This is a genomic window from Pseudomonas putida S13.1.2 (assembly GCF_000498395.2).
GTDB classification, from domain to species: Bacteria; Pseudomonadota; Gammaproteobacteria; order Pseudomonadales; family Pseudomonadaceae; genus Aquipseudomonas; species Aquipseudomonas putida_Q.
In genome coordinates this window covers 5661005-5678158 of record NZ_CP010979.1, presented here as the reverse complement: position 1 = coordinate 5678158, position 17154 = coordinate 5661005, and the positions used below count along the sequence as shown (strand labels likewise).

Sequence of the window (17154 nt, the reverse complement as noted above, 5' to 3'; positions counted from 1 at the left end):
CGCGAAGGGCTGCAAGGCAGCCCCAATCCAGGCCCCAATGAGTAACCCGCTACATGAATTACCTGTTCCCCCTCACCGCCATCCTCATCTGGGCCGGCAACACCGTGGTCACCAAGATGTCCGCCGGTGCCATCCAACCTGCCGAAATCGGCTTCTACCGCTGGCTACTGGCCGGCTTGCTGTTCACCCCATTCCTGCTGCCCGCCGTATGGCGCAACCGCGCAGCCATTCGCCCACACCTGGGCAAAGTGTTCGTGCTGGGCGTGCTGGGCATGGCGATGTACCAGAGCCTGGCCTATTTTGCCGCCGGCATCACCAGCGCCACCAACATGGGCATCATCCTTTCGCTGATGCCACTGATGTCGCTGGCGCTGTCCATCGCCTGGCTGGGCCAGCGCCTGAGCTACGGCGCCCTGCTGGGCGCGGTGGTGTCATTCTTCGGCGTGCTGGAAGTGGTCAGTGCCGGCCACCCCGCCAGCCTGCTGCAGCAGGGCTTGAACAGCGGCGACCTGCTGATGCTGGTCGCCACCCTTGCCTATGCGCTGTACAGCTTCCTGTTGAAGAAATGGCAGTTGCGCCTGCCACCGCTGCAGTTGCTGTACTTGCAGGTGCTGGTAGCAATCGTGGTGCTGCTGCCGCTGTTCCTGCTGTCGGACAAGACCGGCCTGAACAGCCATAACATCGGCCTGGTGCTGTACGCCTGCGTGCTGGCCTCGATGATCGCGCCACTGGTGTGGATGCAGGCCGTGCATCGCCTGGGGCCAAGCCGCACCACGCTGTTCTTCAACCTGCTGCCATTGATCACCGCACTGATCGCCGCCCTGGTGCTCGACGAGCAACTGGCGCGCTATCACCTGGTCGGCGGCCTGCTGACCCTGGCAGGGGTAGTGCTGGCCGAGCGCTGGACCACGCCGATACGCCGCTGAAGCCCTGAAACTAAAGCCCGGCCGCCTTGAGCCGGGCTGCATGTTCGGTGAACAGCCGCACCGGCTCGGCGCCCTTGCCCACGGCGCCGAGCGACTGGTTGACGATATCCAGATGATCGAGTGGATAGTCATCGCCGATCACCTGCCCCAGGTGCGAACTGAAACGCCCGACCATGCCGTCGCAATGGCCCTTTTCCTTGACGAAGCCGCGCGCGAACAGGCGGCAGAAGCGGTTGCTGCCGTCAAAGCGGTTGCGCCCCTGGTCGGTCAGGCCGGGCTGCAAGGTGCCGGACCACGAGTAATAGCGCACGCCATCGACCTCATAGGCCCCTTCGCCGCCCCAGGTCTGCGGCAGCCCCTGCGGATACGCCTGGTTGAACAGCGCCACCCCGTCTGTGGTCAGCGATTGGTGCGAGGCGTGCACATCGACCGGCAGCGGGTCGCGGCGCCAGCCGGTTTCCAGCCACACCAGCAACACGGCAAAACCATGCAGCACGGCCTTGAGGATGCGCCCCTGGGGTGAATCGCCAGGCGCCGTGCGCTCCAGGTGGTCAGCCAGTTCCGAGCCGTGGTTGGGGCCGGCCACCGAGGTGACCGAAGCCACGCGCTGCGGCCGCTTGGCGGCTGCGTAGCGCGCGCTCAGGGCACCCTGGCTGTGGCCGATGAGGTTGACCTTGTCGGCACCGGTACGGGTGCAGATATCTTCGATGATCTCCAGCAACTGCTCGCCGCGCACTTCGCTGGAATGCAGCGGCGACACCTGCACCGGGAACACCTGCGCCCCGCCCTTGCGCAGGGCTGGCACGATGCCAAACCAGTAGGGGTAGAGCACTACCCGGACAAACCCGAGCATGCCCGGCACCAGCACCAACGGGTATCGCGTGGCCAATTCCTGCTGCATTGCCCCAGCCCCTTTCCGTGGACGACCGGGCAACACTACAGCGCCAATCATGACCATCGCAATCGAACTCCCGGCGCGCGCTGTGGTTCCAAACCACACAGACCCTTTGCAAGGAGCGGGACCATGTACAAGCAGACCCTGGCAATCCTTCTGGCAAGCGCCACCCTGGCCGCCTGCGGCAGCCGCCCGGAAAACCCGGTGGACTATGTCACCTACCGCGACGAACCGCTGGTCAAGCAGGTGGAGCACGGCATGACCATGCAAAAGGTCATCGCCATCGGCGGCAGCCCATCGAATGTGATCGACCTGCCGCACGGGGGTACCTGCAACGACTACATCCTCAACCGCGACGGCAAACAGCAGCCCTACTACGTGCGCTTCGATGCCACCGGCCACGTCGATGCCAAGGGCTTCAAAACCTGCAAACAACGTGAAGAAGACAGCGACGCCGTCCGCGGCGCGTAAGCCTCTCAAGACCTCCCATGACCACCCTGATGCTTCCGGAGATGAACATGAATGCGACTGAACTGACCGATGTGAAAACCCTGCGCGAACGTGCCCGCCAGCATGTGGAGCAAGGCGCCGTGACCGAGGGTTACCACGCCGACCGTCAGGAAATCCTGCGCTTGCTGAATGAATCGCTGGCCACCGAGCTGGTCTGCGTGCTGCGCTACAAGCGCCACTACTTCATGGCCAGCGGCATCAAGGCCAGCGCGGCTGCCGATGAGTTTCTGGAGCATGCCAACCAGGAAGCCGAACATGCCGACAAGTTGGCCGAGCGCATCGTGCAGTTGGGCGGTGAGCCGGACTTCAACCCGGATAACCTGACAAAAAACTCCCATGCCCAGTACGTGGCGGGTAATTCGCTGAAAGAGATGGTGCTGGAAGACCTGGTGGCAGAGCGGATTGCCATTGATAGCTACCGCGAGATCATCCAGTACATCGGTGACAAGGACCCGACTACGCGGCGCATCTTCGAAGACATCCTGGCCCAGGAAGAAGAGCACGCGGACGACATGTCCGACCTGCTGCAAGGGCTGTAATTGCTGGGGGGGCTTTGCGCCCCTTTCGCGACACAAGGCCGCTCCTACAAGGGATCGCTTTCCCCTATAGGAGCGGCCTTGTGCCGCGAATGGGCCGCAACGCGGCCCCCATCACTTCTTGCCTTTCACTACAGCCGGCGCCTTGCCCGCCTTCATCTGCTGCAACAGCGGCGTGCACTGGTTGGGATCATCCCCGCTGCTGGGCGCAATCAGCGCCAGCAACCCTGCCGCCGGCCCGGCCACCACCCCCAGCGCCACCATTCCCGCCCCGCGCAGCGCCAGCGGCAACGCCTGTACGCCCGCATTCGGTTTGGCAAACGGCCCCCGCACATACAGCGGCGAACGCAGCGAGAACAGACGCAGCCCTTTCGATTCCGGGGTGATCTTCAAGTCCAGCTGCTCGCTGGCGAAGTTGGCCGTGCCGTTGATGTAGATGATCGCGTTCTCGGTATCGAAGATGAACAACCGCGTAGTCGCCAGGCCGTCCTTGAGACCGACATCGGCCGCTGCGCAATTGATTTTCACATCTTCATCACCGAACAGCTTGCCGACCACGTAGTTGCCCACGTTCAAGCCGGCGATTTCCATGAGGCTGCGGCTGATCGCGCCATCGTTGATCAGCATGCGCAGGTCGCCATTGGCCGTCCCCAGCAAGGCCGCAACCGAATTGCCACGGCCGCTGATGTCGGCATCGCCATTCAGTTCACCAAAGCTGGTCTGCATCGGTGCGAAGGTGGGGAACAATTGCTTGAGCTTGAAGCCCCGGGCAGTCAGCTGGGCGCGGCCCTGCAAGGGCACGCTGCGACCGTCCAGGCGGATTTTGGAGGCCAGGTTGCCGCCGGCCACGCCAAACCGCAGGGGCTCCAGGCGCAACAGACCGTCTTCGAGCATCACGTGGGCCGACAGGTCATTGAACGGCAGTTGCGTGCTGTGCACGATGCGCTTGCCGGCAAAAGTGACGTCGGCGTCCATTGCTCGCCAGCGTTCGGTGCGGAATTCTTCAACCGGCAGCACCTTGCCCGTCGGCTGCTTGCTGGCCCCCCCACGGGCCTTCTGCTCGGCGTTGGAGTCGGCGCCGATCAGCGGCGCCAGGTCCTTGAACAGCAACTGGTTGGACACCAGGTTGCCAGACAGCTTGGGCCGTGGCTGGCTGGCGACGAAGGCCAGGTCGCCGTGGATGTCGCTGTCGCCGATCTTGCCGTTGAAATTCTGGTAGTTGAACGTCGCGCCTTGCGCGGCATGCAGGTTGGCGCTGAGACGACCGTCGGTCGAGTAGGCCGGGGTGTCCGGCAGGGTCACCCCGGTCAATGGGTAGAGGTTGCCCAGGCTGGCACCGGACAGGCGCAGGCGCAGGTCGAGCGCGCCGAGGTTGCGCGGGTCGGTCAGGGTGCCGGCGAGCACCACATGGGTGTCAGCGATGCGCACATCGGCTTGCAGCGGGAACGGCTGGCTGGCGTCCTGCAGGGCCAGCAGGCCGCCGATCTTGCCGGTGCCGGACACCGGCTGGCCTTTGTAGCGGCCTTGGGCCTTGAGCCCGAAGGCGTAGTCCTGTGCACCACCGGCCTTCTCGGCGCTGGCCTTGCCGACAATGTCGCTGAACGGGATCGGCTTGCCCAGCGGGTCGATCTGCACCTTCATGCTGGTTTTCAGGGTCTGGTCGTCGAAGCTGACATTACCCTGGTCGAAACCGATCGCACCTATATCCAGCTGCCATTTGGACGGTTCTGCGTTTTCATCCTTGGGGCCGAAGTCGAACGTCCAGTTGGCACGGCCATCGGCCAGGCGAGTGAGGCTGGCAGTGGGTTTGGTCAGGTCGATGCGCGGGATGCTGATCTGCTGGAACACCAGCGGCAACGGCGCCAGGCGGAACTCCACGCGCTCCAGGCCGACCATCTTCGGTTCCTTGAGCCACTCCGGGTTGCCCAGGGTCAGGTCCTCGGCAATGAAATGCGGCCATGGCACCCAGGCACGCCAGCCACCCTCTTCAGGCTCGGTGCGCCAGTGCACGGCCAGGTTGCCGTTGATTGCGAAGGGCCGGTGCAAGGCCTCGGAAACCTTTTCGTTGAGCAGGGGCTTTACGCGGTTCCAGTCAAAGGTGGCGATCACCACCACCAGAATCGCCAGCAGGGTTAACAGGGTGGCGAGGGCCCAGAGGAGGATTCTGGCGGGACGCGTCATTGCGTGATTCTCCTTGCGGTATGGCACAAAACGGGGGCAGCGATGGCAGTCAATATGTCGGACTGTGGAAAACCCGTGGGGTTTTATCGAGAGCGCCATGATAGCGAAGTTTTCCTGGCCTTTTGCTCAGCAATACGTCGCGTCAGGCGCTGCCTGCTACCCGTCAACAGGACCATCACGTCAGCCTAAGCCGACCTGTAAAGCGCTTTCCAGAGCGGTTTCCAACCTCTATCAATGCGGTCGATTGTTACCATTACCCGTATGAACTTCTCTCTGGCGTTACCGAGCGTAGCATTGGCTCCGTACCCACTTTCCAGCCCCCGAGAGGAGCACCGAAATCATGAAACGCCACCTGCTGACCCTGACCCTGTCCATCCTGGCTGCCAACGCTTTTGCCCTGCCAGCCGACGAGCAACACCTCACCGCCGAATCCCGCTCCAGCGCTGCCGAAATCGCCCAGCCGCTGAAAACCATTGCCGAAGGTGGCTCTGATCGCCTGATCGAACGCACTGGCCGCGTAGCCGAAGGTGGCTCGGACCGCCTGATCGAACAAGCTGGCCGCGTTGCCGAAGGCGGCTCGGATCGCCTGATCGAACAAGCTGGCCGCGTTGCCGAAGGTGGCTCGGACCGCCTGATCGAACAAGCTGGCCGCGTTGCCGAAGGTGGCTCGGATCGCCTGATCGAACAAGCTGGCCGCGTTGCCGAAGGTGGCTCGGATCGCCTGATCGAACAAGCTGGCCGCGTTGCTGAAGGTGGCTCCGATCGCCTGGTTGAACTCAGCCGTGTGAGCTGATCACCATGGCGGAAAAGAACAACCTCTGTCACACCGCTTGCTCCCCTCCAGGCCCGGTCCATTGACCGGGCTTTGTTTTTTTATCTAGAGTGCCCAGCCTTACCGTCACAGAAGCCCGCATCATGCTGCCGCGCGCCGAACAGAAGCTACAGACCCGCCAGGCCCTGCTCGATGCCGCCTGCCTGCTCATGGAGAGTGGCCGTGGTTTCGGCAGTGTCAGCCTGCGCGAAGTGGCGAAGACCGCTGGCATCGTGCCGACCGGTTTCTACCGGCATTTCCCCGACATGGACGCCCTGGGCCTGGCCCTTGTGGCCGAAATCGACACCACCTTCCGCCAGACCATCCGCCTGGTGCGCCAGAACGAATTCGAACTGGGCGGCATCACCGATGCTTCGGTGCGCATTTTCCTCGACGTGGTGGCTGCCCACCGCGCGCAGTTCCTGTTTCTGGCCCGCGAGCAGTACGGCGGTTCACAGGCCGTGCGCCAGGCCATTGCCCGCCTGCGCCAGGACATCAGCGACGATCTGGCGACCGACCTTGCGCGCATGAAGCGCTGGCAGCACCTTGACAGCGCCGCGCTGGCGGTGATGGCCGACCTGGTGGTGAAGACCGTGTTCGCTACCCTGCCCGAGCTTATCGACAGCCCAGATTCAAGTTATCCACAGGCGCTGACGGCGCAGGAAAAGATCACCCAGCAATTACGCTTCATCTTCGTCGGCGCGCGGCATTGGCAAGGGCTGGGCAACCCGGGCTGATGGGTTGCCTGTGCCGGCCCCTTCGCGGGCTTGCCCGCTCCCACAGGTAACCCAAATAGCTCGGGCCTGTGGTGATCCTGTGGAAGCAGGCAAGCCCGCGAGGGGCCGGCACAGGCTACTGAAAACGCCAGTTCTGCTACCATGGCGCCCTGCCCGACAGCGACGAGCGCCGAAATGTCCGACCCCCGCCCCACCCTGCCTGAACTGGCCCGCTTCAACCAGCACTTCGCCGAATGCATCGTGCCGTTGTGGCAAGGCCCGGGCTGGAATGCCGACCTGGCCCTGCCCTACGAGGCCCTGGACGCCCAGCACCAGCCCTTGCCGGTGCAGCGCTATCGGGCCATGGCCTGCGCACGCCAGCTGTACCTGTTCAGCAGCCGTATCGGGCAACCGGGCGCAGCGGAGCGGGCGGCGGCGTTGTTCCGCTCGCTGCAAAAGCATTTTCACGACGCCGAACACGGTGGCTGGTTCTACAGCATCGACGCCCAGGGCAAGCCGCTGGACCGGCGCAAGGACCTGTACACCCACGCGTTCATCGTGTTTGCCTGCGCGCACTACTGGGGCAAGGTGCGCGAAAGCCTGGTGGAATCCACACTGAACGCCGCGCTGGACATCATCGACCAGCAGTTCGCCCGTGACGACGGCCTGTACGAAGCCAGCCTGGGCGAAGACTGGGCCGACCTCGCCAGCGGCCCGCTGCAGAACCCGCAGATGCACCTGGCCGAGGCGTTCCTGCAGGTGTTGGCGGTGCGTGACGATGAACATACCCAGCAGTCGCTGCTGCAACTGTGCCAGGCGCTTCAGGCGCACTTCATCGAACCGGCCCACGGCCTGATGCTGGAAAAGCCACGCGGGGCTGTGGATAACTGGTTCGAGCCGGGGCACCAGTTCGAGTGGTTCTACCTGCTGCATACCTCGCCGCTGCTGCGTGACACGCCGCTGCATGCATCCATCGACCGGGCGTTCGGCTTTGCCGAGCAGTTCGGGGTGAAGAATGGGGCAGTGCTGGCGATGCTGGATGTGGATGGCCAGGTGCTGGATGCCACACAACGGGTTTGGGCACAGGCGGAGTACCTGCGAGCGCTGGTGCTGCGTGCTGGCGGGGAGGCGAAATTGCCGGAGCAGTTGCAGGTGCTGGAAGCGCGGTTCTTGCGGGAAGCGGGCTGGTATGAGTGCCGGGATGGTGAGGGCAACGTCAGCCGGCATGATATGCCTTCTACTACGCCCTATCATTTGGCGACCTGCCTGGAAGGGTTGCAGCGCCTGAGCTGACGCTTTCGCGGGCAAGCCCGCTCCCACAGGTACTGCATCGTCCTTAGGCTAGTGAATTACCTTGTGGGAGCGGGCTTGCCCCGCGAATGGGCCGCACAGCGGCCCCGGTGACTATTTTCAGCCCTTGACCGAACGGTCGATGGAGAACCCAGCCCAATCCTGGCTCACCGGCATCAGCTCCAGGCTGTTGATGTTGATGTGCGCCGGCTGGTTGAGGATCCAGAAGATGGTTTCGGCAATGTCCTGCGGCTGGATCGGCTCGGCGCCTGCATAAGTGGCGTCGTACTTGGCCTGGTCACCGCCGAAGCGCACCAGCGAGAACTCGCTCTCGCACAGGCCCGGCTCGATATTGCTCACGCGCACGCCAGTGCCACGCAGGTCGCAGCGCAGGCTCAGCGAGAACTGGCCGACGAAGGCCTTGGTGCCGCCATACACGTTGCTGCCAGGGTACGGGTAGTTGCCCGCCACAGAACCTACGTTGAGGATCGACGCGCCGCGACCGTGGGCGATCAGGCGTGGCAGCAGCAGGCGGGTGGTGTACATCAGGCCCTTGATGTTGGTGTCGACCATGGTTTCCCAGTCGTCCAGGCTGCAGTTCTGCGCCGCATCCACACCCAGTGCCAGGCCGGCATTGTTGACCAGGCCGCGAATCTTTTCGAACCCGGCCGGCAAGCTGGCGATGGCCTGTTCCATGGCCTTGCGGTCACGCACGTCAAGCACCAGGCCGTGTACTTCGGTCTTGGCCGACAGCTCGGCGCACAGGGCGTCCAGGCGCTCCTTGCGGCGACCAGTGAGCACCAGCTTCCAGCCAGCTTCGGCAAAGCGGCGGGCGGTGGCCTCGCCGAAACCGGATGTGGCGCCAGTGATGAATACGGTGGACGTCATGCTCTGTTCCTCACGGTAGGTTGTCATCGGCAGCTTTGCAGCATGCCCGCGCCGTGCGCTGGCAGCAAGCCGTTCAGGGCGCTGTACATTTTTTGTACATGTACGGCAAACCCTTGCGGCAGAAGGCTCGGCGCCAGCTATGCGCATGTTATCCACAAGGCTTTCCCCATGGATTGGGGGCAACTCGTCCACAGTGCGGAACCCTTTCAGCGTTGCGTGGTCGGTGGATATCTTTTCGGTGAGGATGCAAAGCTTTCAAGCATGCTGCCTGCAGCAGTCTGTCCAAGGTTTTCCCACAGAGTTATCCACAGCCTTGGCGCTGATTTGGAGGTGCTTTCGGGTCTGTGAAAAAGCTTGAAAAGTCATCCACAGGAAGGATGTGATCAAAAAATGATCGCATCGCTGCAGGGCACGTTATCAAAGGGCTGGAGCGAGATGCCACCATGTTTTCCACAGGCGGTTCCACATTATCCGTGGACAAGATCAAGCCTGTGGAAACAAGGGCTTGCGAGGGAATATTGGCGGGTATCGAGAGCAAGGCGCGGCAAGTTGTCCACATTGGAAATGGGGCTGCTTTGCAGCCCATCGCCGGCAAGCCAGCTCCCAGAGGTAAAACACTGCCTTCAAGGTTTGTGCAATCTCTGTGGGAGCTGGCTTGCCGGCGATGGGCCGCAAAGCGGCCCCGGATGTAACTCAGTGCCCGCCGAGATAGGCGTTGCGCACTTCCTCGTTGACCAGCAGCTCCTGCCCGGTCCCGGTCATGCGAATCTCCCCGTTGACCATCACATACGCCCGGTCGGACAGCTTCAACGCATGGTTGGCGTTCTGCTCCACCAGGAAAATGGTCATCCCGGTCTTGGCCAGCTCACGCAGGGTCGAAAAGATCTGCTTGACCACGATCGGCGCCAGCCCCAGCGAGGGCTCATCCAGCAACAGCAACTTCGGCCGGCTCATCAGCGCCCGGGCAATCGCCAGCATCTGCTGCTCACCCCCGGACATGGTCATGGCCCGCTGGTTACGCCGCTCCTTCAACCGTGGGAACAGCTCGTACATGCGCTGCATGTCTTCATCGGCATGCTTGTCGCCGATGGGGATGGTACCCATCATCAGGTTCTCCTCGACGGACATGTCGGGGAACACCCGGCGCCCTTCCGGCGATTGGGCGATACCGTTGGACGCAATGTAGTGCGACGACTTGCGGGTAATGTCGGTGCCGCGATAAACGATATGCCCGGACGCAGCGCGAGGCTGGCCGAAGATCGACATCAGCAGGGTCGACTTACCAGCCCCGTTGGCACCGATCAGGCTGACCGTCTCGCCCTCGTTGATGTGCATCGAAACCTTTTTCAGCGCCTGGATCGGCCCGTAGAACACGTCCAGGTCCTTCAGCTCGAGAATGGGTGCACTCATACCAGTTCCTCTTCATCTGCACCCAGGTAGGCGGCGATCACCGTCGGGTTGTGGCGGATTTCCTGCGGCGCGCCTTCGGCAATCACGTTGCCGTGGTCCAGCACCACGATATGGTCGGAAATGCTCATGACCATGCCCATGTCGTGCTCGATCAGCACCACGGTGATGTCGTGCTCGTCACGCAGCACACGAATCATGCGGCTGAGGGCTTCGGTTTCCTGCGGGTTCAGGCCCGCCGCCGGTTCGTCCAGGCAGATGATCTTCGGCCGCGTGCACATGGCCCGGGCAATTTCCAGGCGGCGCTGCTGGCCGTACGACAGCTCGCCGGCCAGGCGGTTGGCGCAGTCGACCAGGTCGACCACTTCCAGCCAGTAGAAGGCATGGTCCAGCGCATCGCTCTCGGCCTTGCGGTAGGCCTTGGTGTTGAGTACCCCGGCCAGCAGGTTACGGTTGACCCACATGTGCTGGGCCACCAGCAGGTTCTCCACCACCGACATTTCCTTGAACAGGCGAATGTTCTGGAAGGTGCGCGCCAGGCCTGCGCGGTTGACCAGGTGGGTACCGCCGAACATCTTGTAGTACATGCGGTTGGCAAAGCGCGCCGGCGAGATGAAGTCCGCCGCCTGGAAGCGCTCGCCAAGCAGCTGGATGACGTTGGTGTGGCTGCCGCGCACGTTCAGCTCGATGCGCCCGCCACTGGCCTTGTAGAAACCCGTCAGGCAGTTGAACACCGTGGTCTTGCCCGCCCCGTTGGGGCCGATCAGGGCGAATATCTGGTTGCGCCGGACCTTCAGGCTGACATCGCTCAGCGCCTTGATGCCGCCGAACTGCATCATCAGGTTGTCGACCGAGAGAATGATATCGTCGCTCATGGCGCCACTCCTTTACGCGGGGTCACACCGGTACGGCTGATGCGGATCAGCCCACGCGGTCGCCAGATCATCATCAGCACCATCAGCACCCCGAACAACAGCACCCGGTATTCAGAGAAGCTGCGCAGCAGTTCGGGCGCCACGGTCAGCACGAACGCTGCAATCACCACGCCCACGGTCGAGCCCATGCCACCCAGCACGACGATGGCGAGGATCAGCGCCGACTCGAAGAAGGTGAACGACGACGGGTTGACGAAGCCCTGGTAGGTGGCAAAGAACACCCCGGCCAGGCCGGCAGTGGAGGCCCCCAGGGTAAACGCCGAAAGCTTGACCAGTACGTGGTTCAGGCCCATCGAGCGGCAGGCGATCTCATCTTCACGCAGCGCTTCCCAAGCGCGGCCGACCGGCATGCGGGTGAGGCGGTGCTTGATGTAAAGCACAGCCAGCACCACCAGGAACAGCACCGCGTAGATGAACACGAACTTGAGGTTGGCGTTGTAATCGAAGCCGAAGAACTCGTGGATCGGCACCCCGCCATCTTTGGCCCGGCGGCCGAATTCCAGGCCGAAGAAGGTTGGCGAAGGGGCCGGCATGCCGTTGGGGCCACCGGTGAACGACAACCAGTTGTTCAGCACCAGGCGGATGATCTCGCCAAAGCCCAGGGTCACGATTGCCAGGTAGTCACCGTGCATTCGTAGCACCGGGAAGCCAAGTATGCACCCCGCCAACGCTGCGGCGATGGCCGCCAGGGGTAGCACGCTCCAGAAACCCAGGCCGAGGTACTGGTAACCCAGTGCCAGGCCATAGGCGCCAATGGCGTAGAACGCCACGTAGCCCAGGTCGAGCAGGCCGGCCAGGCCGACCACGATGTTAAGGCCAAGCCCCAGCAACACGTAGATCAGGCCGAGGATGACCACGGTCAGCAAGTACTTGTTGGCAAAGATCGGGAAGACGATGGCAATCACCACCAGCGCCGGGATGATGTAGCGCAAGCGCGACTTGTAGTCCGGTGCGTTCACATGCACACCCGAGCCACCGCTGTCGAAGCCCTGGAGCATGCGAACGCCAGCGGCGCTCTGCAGGTACAGGCTGAGCAGGAAGCGCCCCAGCATCACCCCGCCGACCAGCCAGGCTACGCGCCGCGGCTCGGCATTGAAGGTGTAGCCGTCGAGCACTACGCCGACGACCGGGCCAAACACGATGAGTGCCAGCAGGCCGGCGACGAGGGTCTCCAGCAGGCTGCGTTTAAGGTCGAAACCCTTGGTTTCGCTGACAGAGGCAGTTTTGGCAACGGACATGTTCACACCTTAGCCACGAGCGGGCGACCCAGCAGGCCTTGTGGGCGGAAGATAAGGATCATCACCAGCAGCGAGAAGCTGAACACGTCCTTGTAGTCGGAGTTGATCAGGCCAGAGAACAGCGACTCGGAAATCCCCAGGATGATGCCGCCAAGCATGGCGCCAGGCAGCGAGCCGATACCACCGAGCACTGCGGCGGTGAACGCCTTGATGCCGATGATGAAGCCGGCGTAGAAATCGAAGGTGCCGTAGTTCATGGTGATCAGCACACCTGCCAGGGCGGCCATTACCGCACCGATGACAAACACGTAGGAAATCACCCGGTCGGTGTTGATGCCCAGGATCGAGGCCATCTTGCGGTCTTGCTGGGTGGCACGGCACATGCGGCCGAGCTTGGTGTACTTGATCACGTAGGTGAGCAGGCCCATGCCCACGAAGGCGGCGATCAGGATGAAGATCTTGGTGTAGGTCAGTTGCACGAAGCCGGTGCCGACTTCGACACGCAAGGCACCTTCAAGCAGGGTGGGCACGCCTTGCTGGCGGGCGCCCTGGCTGATCTGTGCGTAGTTCTGCAGGATCAGCGAGATGCCGATGGCACTGATCAGCGGCGCCAGGCGGGTGGAGTTACGCAGGGGTTTGTAGGCGATGCGTTCGATGGTGAAACCATAGACGCCCGTGACGACGACGGTGAACAACAGCGTGCCCAACATCAGTAGCGGGAACGACTCGACGCCGAAATAGGCCAGCAATGCCAGGCTGATTGCCGCGAGGTACGCGGAAATCATATACACCTCGCCGTGCGCGAAGTTGATCATGCCGATGATGCCATAGACCATTGTGTAGCCGATGGCGATCAGGCCATAGACCGACCCGAGGGTCAGGCCGTTGACCAGTTGCTGCAGGAAAATACCATCCATAACGCAATCTCACCTGAGTGAGACTGCACAGGCGCGGACCACGGCAGGCCACGGACAAAGCGGCCCCCGCAGTGCAGAACCGTGCAGATCTCCGAATAAAGACAGGTACCGCAGGGGCAATGGCCCGGGCCTGCGCCCGGGCGGGCTGCCGTTGTTATTTTTGTTTTTCCAGCTGGTGGTACTTGCCTTCCTTGTCCCACTGGTAGACCACGTAGTCGGACACGGTCAGGTCGCCCTTGCTGTCCCACTTCTTCTCGCCCATCACGGTCTGCACCGGGTTGGCCTTGAGCCACTTGGCGGCGTCTTCGCCCTTGTTGGATTTGGAGCCATTGAAGGCTGCGGCCAGCGCTTGTACCGAAGCGTAGGCATACAGGGTGTAGCCTTCAGGCTCGGTACCGCCTTTGCGGAACTCTTCCACCACGGCCTTGCTGTCTGGCAACAGGCGTGGGTCAGCGCCGAAGGTCATGTACACGCCATCGACGTACTGCTTGCCGCCGGCGGTGGACACCAGTTCGTCGGTGACGATGCCGTCATCGGACATGAACTTGACGTCCTTCAGGCCCTGCTCGCGCAGCTGGCGCACCAGCGGGCCGGCTTCCGGGTGCAGGCCGCCGAAGTAAACCACGTCGGCACCGGTGGAACGGATCTTGGTAACCACGGCGCTGAAGTCTTTCTCGCCACGGGTCAGGCCTTCATACAGCACCGGCTTGACGCCGCGCTTCTCAAGCTGTGCCTTGGTCGCATCGGCCAGGCCCTGGCCGTAGGTGTCCTTGTCGTGCAGCACCGCGACTTTCTTGCCCTTGAGCACGTCGACGATGTAGTCACCGGCCACGATGCCCTGCTGGTCGTCACGGCCGCACATGCGGAACATGGCGCTGAGGCCGCGCTCGGTCACTTGTGGGTTGGTCGAGCCCGGGGTAATGGCGATGATGCCCGCTTCGTCATACACCTCGGACGCCGGAATGGTGTTGGAAGAACAGAAGTGGCCCACTACGCCGATCACCTTGTCCTGATCGGCCAGGCGGTTGGCTACCGCCACGGCCTGCTTCGGTTCGCAGGCATCGTCGCCTTTGACCAGGACGATTTTCTCGCCGTTGACGCCACCGGCTGCGTTGATCTTGTCGGCCGCTGCCTGCGCACCTTTCATGTACTGCTCGCCAAACGCCGCGTTAGCCCCGGTCATCGGGCCCGCTACACCGATCTTGACGTCGGCCTGAACATACGAAGAAACACCCAGGGCCGTAGCGACGGCCAGTGCCAGGAAACCTTTCTTGTAAAACGTCTGCGACATGAGGTGGTGCTCCTAGAGTTTTTTTTGGTTGGCACTACAACTTCTCAACCCTGTGCTCAGAGCAAGGGCCGTGCCATAGGTTTTGTCTTCCGGGAAAACACACTGCGCAGGCGCACTGCAGGCGACCGACGGCCTTTTCTTTATTGAGCGTGCAACCGTCTGCCGCGCGGCAGGCGCCACCACACGTACAGACAAGGAGCAACCGCCATGTGCCATCATTGCAACCCTGGCAAGTGTTTACGTGCAACCGCCCTGTAACAGCGGACGTCACCGAAGTGCACACCGCTGGTGCGCAACTGCTACAGGCGGCACCGTTTGAAGGCTAGCCGGTGCACGGAAAAACACCTCTGTTTTGGCAGATACGCAGCCCTGTGGGAGCGGGTTCACCCGCGAAGAGGCCAGCCCAGACACAACAAGGCCCAAAAGGCTGGCACAATGTCGGCCATTCGCCGCTTCCGGAGCCCCCTTGATGAGCGAAAGCGCATTCGCCGAGCGCATCGTGCACAACCTGCTCGACACCGACTTCTACAAACTCACCATGATGCAGGGTGTGCTGCACAACTACCCGGACGCCGACGTCGAATGGGAATTCCGCTGCCGCAACGGCGAGGACCTGCGCCCTTACCTGGGCGAGATCCGCAACCAGCTCGAGCTACTCAGCGACCTCACCCTGGACGACGGCCAACTGGCTTTCCTCGAACGCATCAGCTTCCTCAAGCCGGACTTCCTGCGTTTTCTGCGCCTGTTCCGCTTCAACCTGCGCTACGTACGCGTCGGCATTGAAAACGACCAACTGTTCCTGCGCCTGAAGGGCCCGTGGCTGCATGTGATCCTGTTCGAAGTCCCGCTGCTGGCCATCATCAGCGAAGTGCGCAACCGCCATCTGCACCCGCACATGCGCCTGGCCGAAGCGCGCGACCAGCTGTACCGCAAGTTCGACTGGCTGCGTGCGCATGCCAGCGATGACGAACTGGCCGAACTGCAGGTAGCCGACTTCGGCACCCGTCGGCGTTTTTCCAGCCGTGTCCAGGAAGACGTGGTGCGGGTGCTACGCGACGACTTCCCGGCCCGCTTCGTCGGCACCAGCAACGTCGACCTGGCATGGAAACTGGATATCAAGCCGCTGGGCACCATGGCCCATGAATGGATCATGGCCCACCAGCAGCTCGGCCCACGGCTGATCGACAGCCAGATCGCCGCACTGGACTGCTGGGTGCGCGAGTACCGCGGCCTGCTTGGCATTGCCCTGACCGACTGCATCACCATGGATGCGTTCCTCGGCGATTTCGACCTGTACTTCGCCAAGCTCTTCGACGGCCTGCGCCACGACTCGGGCGAGCCGGTGGCCTGGGCGGAGAAGGCCATTGCCCATTACCAGAAGCTGGGTATCGACCCGATGACCAAGACCCTGGTGTTTTCCGACGGCCTCAACCTGACCCGCTCGCTGGAGATCTTCCGTGCCCTGCGTGGTCGCATCAACGTCAGCTTTGGCATCGGCACCAACCTGACATGTGACATACCGGGTGTGGCCCCGATGAGCATCGTGCTTAAAATGACCGACTGCAACGGCGCGCCGGTGGCCAAGATCTCGGACGAAGCCGCCAAGACCCAGTGCCGTGACGAGAACTTCGTCGCCTACATGCGCCACGTATTCAAAGTCCCCAGCAAGGAGTAACCCATGCAAGCGGTTCAGCAAGAGATTGCCCAGGCGCTTAAGGTACAGCCGCCGTTCGCCGACGCTACCGCGCTTGAGGCCGAAGTCGCCCGGCGTGTGGCGTTCATCAAGGATTGCCTGGCCAACGCCCGGCTCAAGACCCTGGTGCTGGGCATCAGCGGCGGTGTCGACTCGCTGACTGCCGCCCTGCTCGCCCAGCGCGCCGTGAATGAACTGCGCGCCGAAACCGGCGACAAGGCCTACACCTTCATTGCCGTGCGCCTGCCCTACCAGGTGCAGCATGACGAACATGACGCCCAGGCCTGCCTCGACGTGATCAAGGCCGATGAAGTGCACACCGTGGATATCGCCCCGGCGGTGCGGGCATTGGCCGCTGAAGTGGTGGAGTTGAAGAACGGCTCGCCAACGTTGGTGGACTTTGTGGTGGGCAACGTCAAGGCACGTACCCGCATGGTTGCCCAGTACACCATCGCCGGCGCCCGCGCGGGCCTGGTGATCGGTACCGACCACGCCGCCGAGGCGGTGATGGGCTTCTTTACCAAGTTTGGTGATGGTGCCTGCGACCTGGCGCCGCTGAGCGGGCTGGTGAAGAACCAGGTACGGGCCATTGCGCGCAGCTTTGGCGCACCGGAGTCACTGGTGGAGAAGGTGCCGACTGCCGACCTTGAGGACCTGGAGCCGGGCAAGCCGGACGAAGCATCGCATGGCGTGACCTACCAGCAGATCGATGCCTTCCTGCATGGGTTGCCGGTTGATCAGGCGGCGTTCGACATCATCGTTGCTACCTACCACAAGACCCAGCACAAGCGCGAACTGCCGTTCGCCCCGTAAAAGCTTCGCGGGCACGCCCGCTCCCACAGGATTTTCACTGCCCTTGAAAACAGTGATTAACCTGTGGGAGCGGGCGTGCCCGCGAATAGGCCCGAGAGGCCTACACA

General features: G+C 62.7%; 16 protein-coding genes. 8 read left to right on the top strand and 8 right to left on the bottom strand.

Annotated features, from left to right (window positions below):
• Positions 1-53 precede the first annotated feature (53 nt).
• Positions 54-926, top strand: coding sequence for a DMT family transporter (locus tag N805_RS25055; protein WP_019473588.1), 873 nt, complete (start codon positions 54-56; stop codon positions 924-926).
• 10 nt (positions 927-936) lie between these two features.
• Here N805_RS25055 and N805_RS25050 read toward each other — a convergent pair whose 3' ends face one another.
• Entirely contained in the window at positions 937-1827 is an 891-nt protein-coding gene (locus N805_RS25050) for an esterase/lipase family protein (protein ID WP_019473587.1), read from the bottom strand.
• Positions 1828-1950: 123 nt separating this feature from the next.
• Between N805_RS25050 and osmE the strand changes: the two genes are divergently transcribed.
• Positions 1951-2292: an osmotically-inducible lipoprotein OsmE gene (gene osmE, locus N805_RS25045; RefSeq protein ID WP_019473586.1), complete on the top strand. Its 342-nt coding sequence runs from the start codon at positions 1951-1953 to the stop codon at positions 2290-2292.
• 47 nt (positions 2293-2339) lie between these two features.
• Positions 2340-2870, top strand: a complete 531-nt coding sequence (locus N805_RS25040) for a ferritin-like domain-containing protein (protein WP_026034675.1) — start codon at positions 2340-2342, stop codon at positions 2868-2870.
• Between the two features lie 111 nt (positions 2871-2981).
• Here the strand turns inward: N805_RS25040 and N805_RS25035 are convergent, their stop codons facing one another.
• Positions 2982-5048, bottom strand: a complete 2067-nt coding sequence (locus N805_RS25035; protein WP_019473584.1) for an AsmA family protein — start codon at positions 5046-5048, stop codon at positions 2982-2984.
• Positions 5049-5388: 340 nt separating this feature from the next.
• Here N805_RS25035 and N805_RS25030 point away from each other — a divergent pair, with 340 nt between their 5' ends.
• The 3 genes from N805_RS25030 (at position 5389) to N805_RS25020 (ending at position 7868) form a co-directional block, all read left to right on the top strand.
• Positions 5389-5841 carry a hypothetical protein gene (locus tag N805_RS25030; RefSeq protein ID WP_028614104.1) on the top strand — a complete coding sequence of 151 codons (453 nt, stop codon included), beginning with the start codon at positions 5389-5391 and terminating at the stop codon, positions 5839-5841.
• 122 nt (positions 5842-5963) lie between these two features.
• A complete protein-coding gene (locus tag N805_RS25025) occupies positions 5964-6596 on the top strand; it encodes a TetR family transcriptional regulator (RefSeq protein WP_019471447.1) in 633 nt (210 codons plus the stop codon).
• A gap of 174 nt (positions 6597-6770) precedes the next feature.
• On the top strand, positions 6771-7868 hold the full coding sequence (locus tag N805_RS25020; RefSeq protein WP_019471448.1) for an AGE family epimerase/isomerase: 1098 nt from the start codon (positions 6771-6773) through the stop codon (positions 7866-7868).
• A gap of 117 nt (positions 7869-7985) precedes the next feature.
• On the opposite strand, the gene N805_RS25015 is transcribed toward N805_RS25020, so the two are convergent.
• The 6 genes from N805_RS25015 to N805_RS24990 form a co-directional block, all read right to left on the bottom strand.
• Positions 7986-8753, bottom strand: a complete 768-nt coding sequence (locus tag N805_RS25015; RefSeq protein WP_019471449.1) for an SDR family oxidoreductase — start codon at positions 8751-8753, stop codon at positions 7986-7988.
• Between the two features lie 693 nt (positions 8754-9446).
• Positions 9447-10163, bottom strand: a complete 717-nt coding sequence (locus tag N805_RS25010; protein ID WP_019471450.1) for an ABC transporter ATP-binding protein — start codon at positions 10161-10163, stop codon at positions 9447-9449.
• Positions 10160-11035, bottom strand: a complete 876-nt coding sequence (locus tag N805_RS25005; protein WP_019471451.1) for an ABC transporter ATP-binding protein — start codon at positions 11033-11035, stop codon at positions 10160-10162. The genes N805_RS25010 and N805_RS25005 overlap by 4 nt, the downstream gene beginning before the upstream one ends.
• Entirely contained in the window at positions 11032-12333 is a 1302-nt protein-coding gene (livM, locus tag N805_RS25000; RefSeq protein ID WP_019471452.1) for a high-affinity branched-chain amino acid ABC transporter permease LivM, read from the bottom strand. Before livM ends, N805_RS25005 begins: the two co-directional genes overlap by 4 nt.
• 2 nt (positions 12334-12335) lie before the next feature.
• Positions 12336-13250, bottom strand: a complete 915-nt coding sequence (locus N805_RS24995) for an ABC transporter permease subunit (protein WP_016489422.1) — start codon at positions 13248-13250, stop codon at positions 12336-12338.
• A gap of 154 nt (positions 13251-13404) precedes the next feature.
• Complete coding sequence (locus N805_RS24990; RefSeq protein ID WP_019471453.1) at positions 13405-14541, bottom strand: branched-chain amino acid ABC transporter substrate-binding protein; 1137 nt, start codon at positions 14539-14541, stop codon at positions 13405-13407.
• 469 nt (positions 14542-15010) lie between these two features.
• Between N805_RS24990 and pncB the strand changes: the two genes are divergently transcribed.
• Both pncB and nadE read left to right on the top strand, forming a co-directional pair.
• The gene (gene pncB, locus N805_RS24985) at positions 15011-16216 is read left to right on the top strand and encodes a nicotinate phosphoribosyltransferase (protein ID WP_019471454.1); all 1206 of its coding nucleotides are present in this window, start codon (positions 15011-15013) and stop codon (positions 16214-16216) included.
• Between the two features lie 3 nt (positions 16217-16219).
• Entirely contained in the window at positions 16220-17047 is an 828-nt protein-coding gene (gene nadE / locus N805_RS24980) for an ammonia-dependent NAD(+) synthetase (protein ID WP_019471455.1), read from the top strand.
• Positions 17048-17154: the final 107 nt, after the last annotated feature.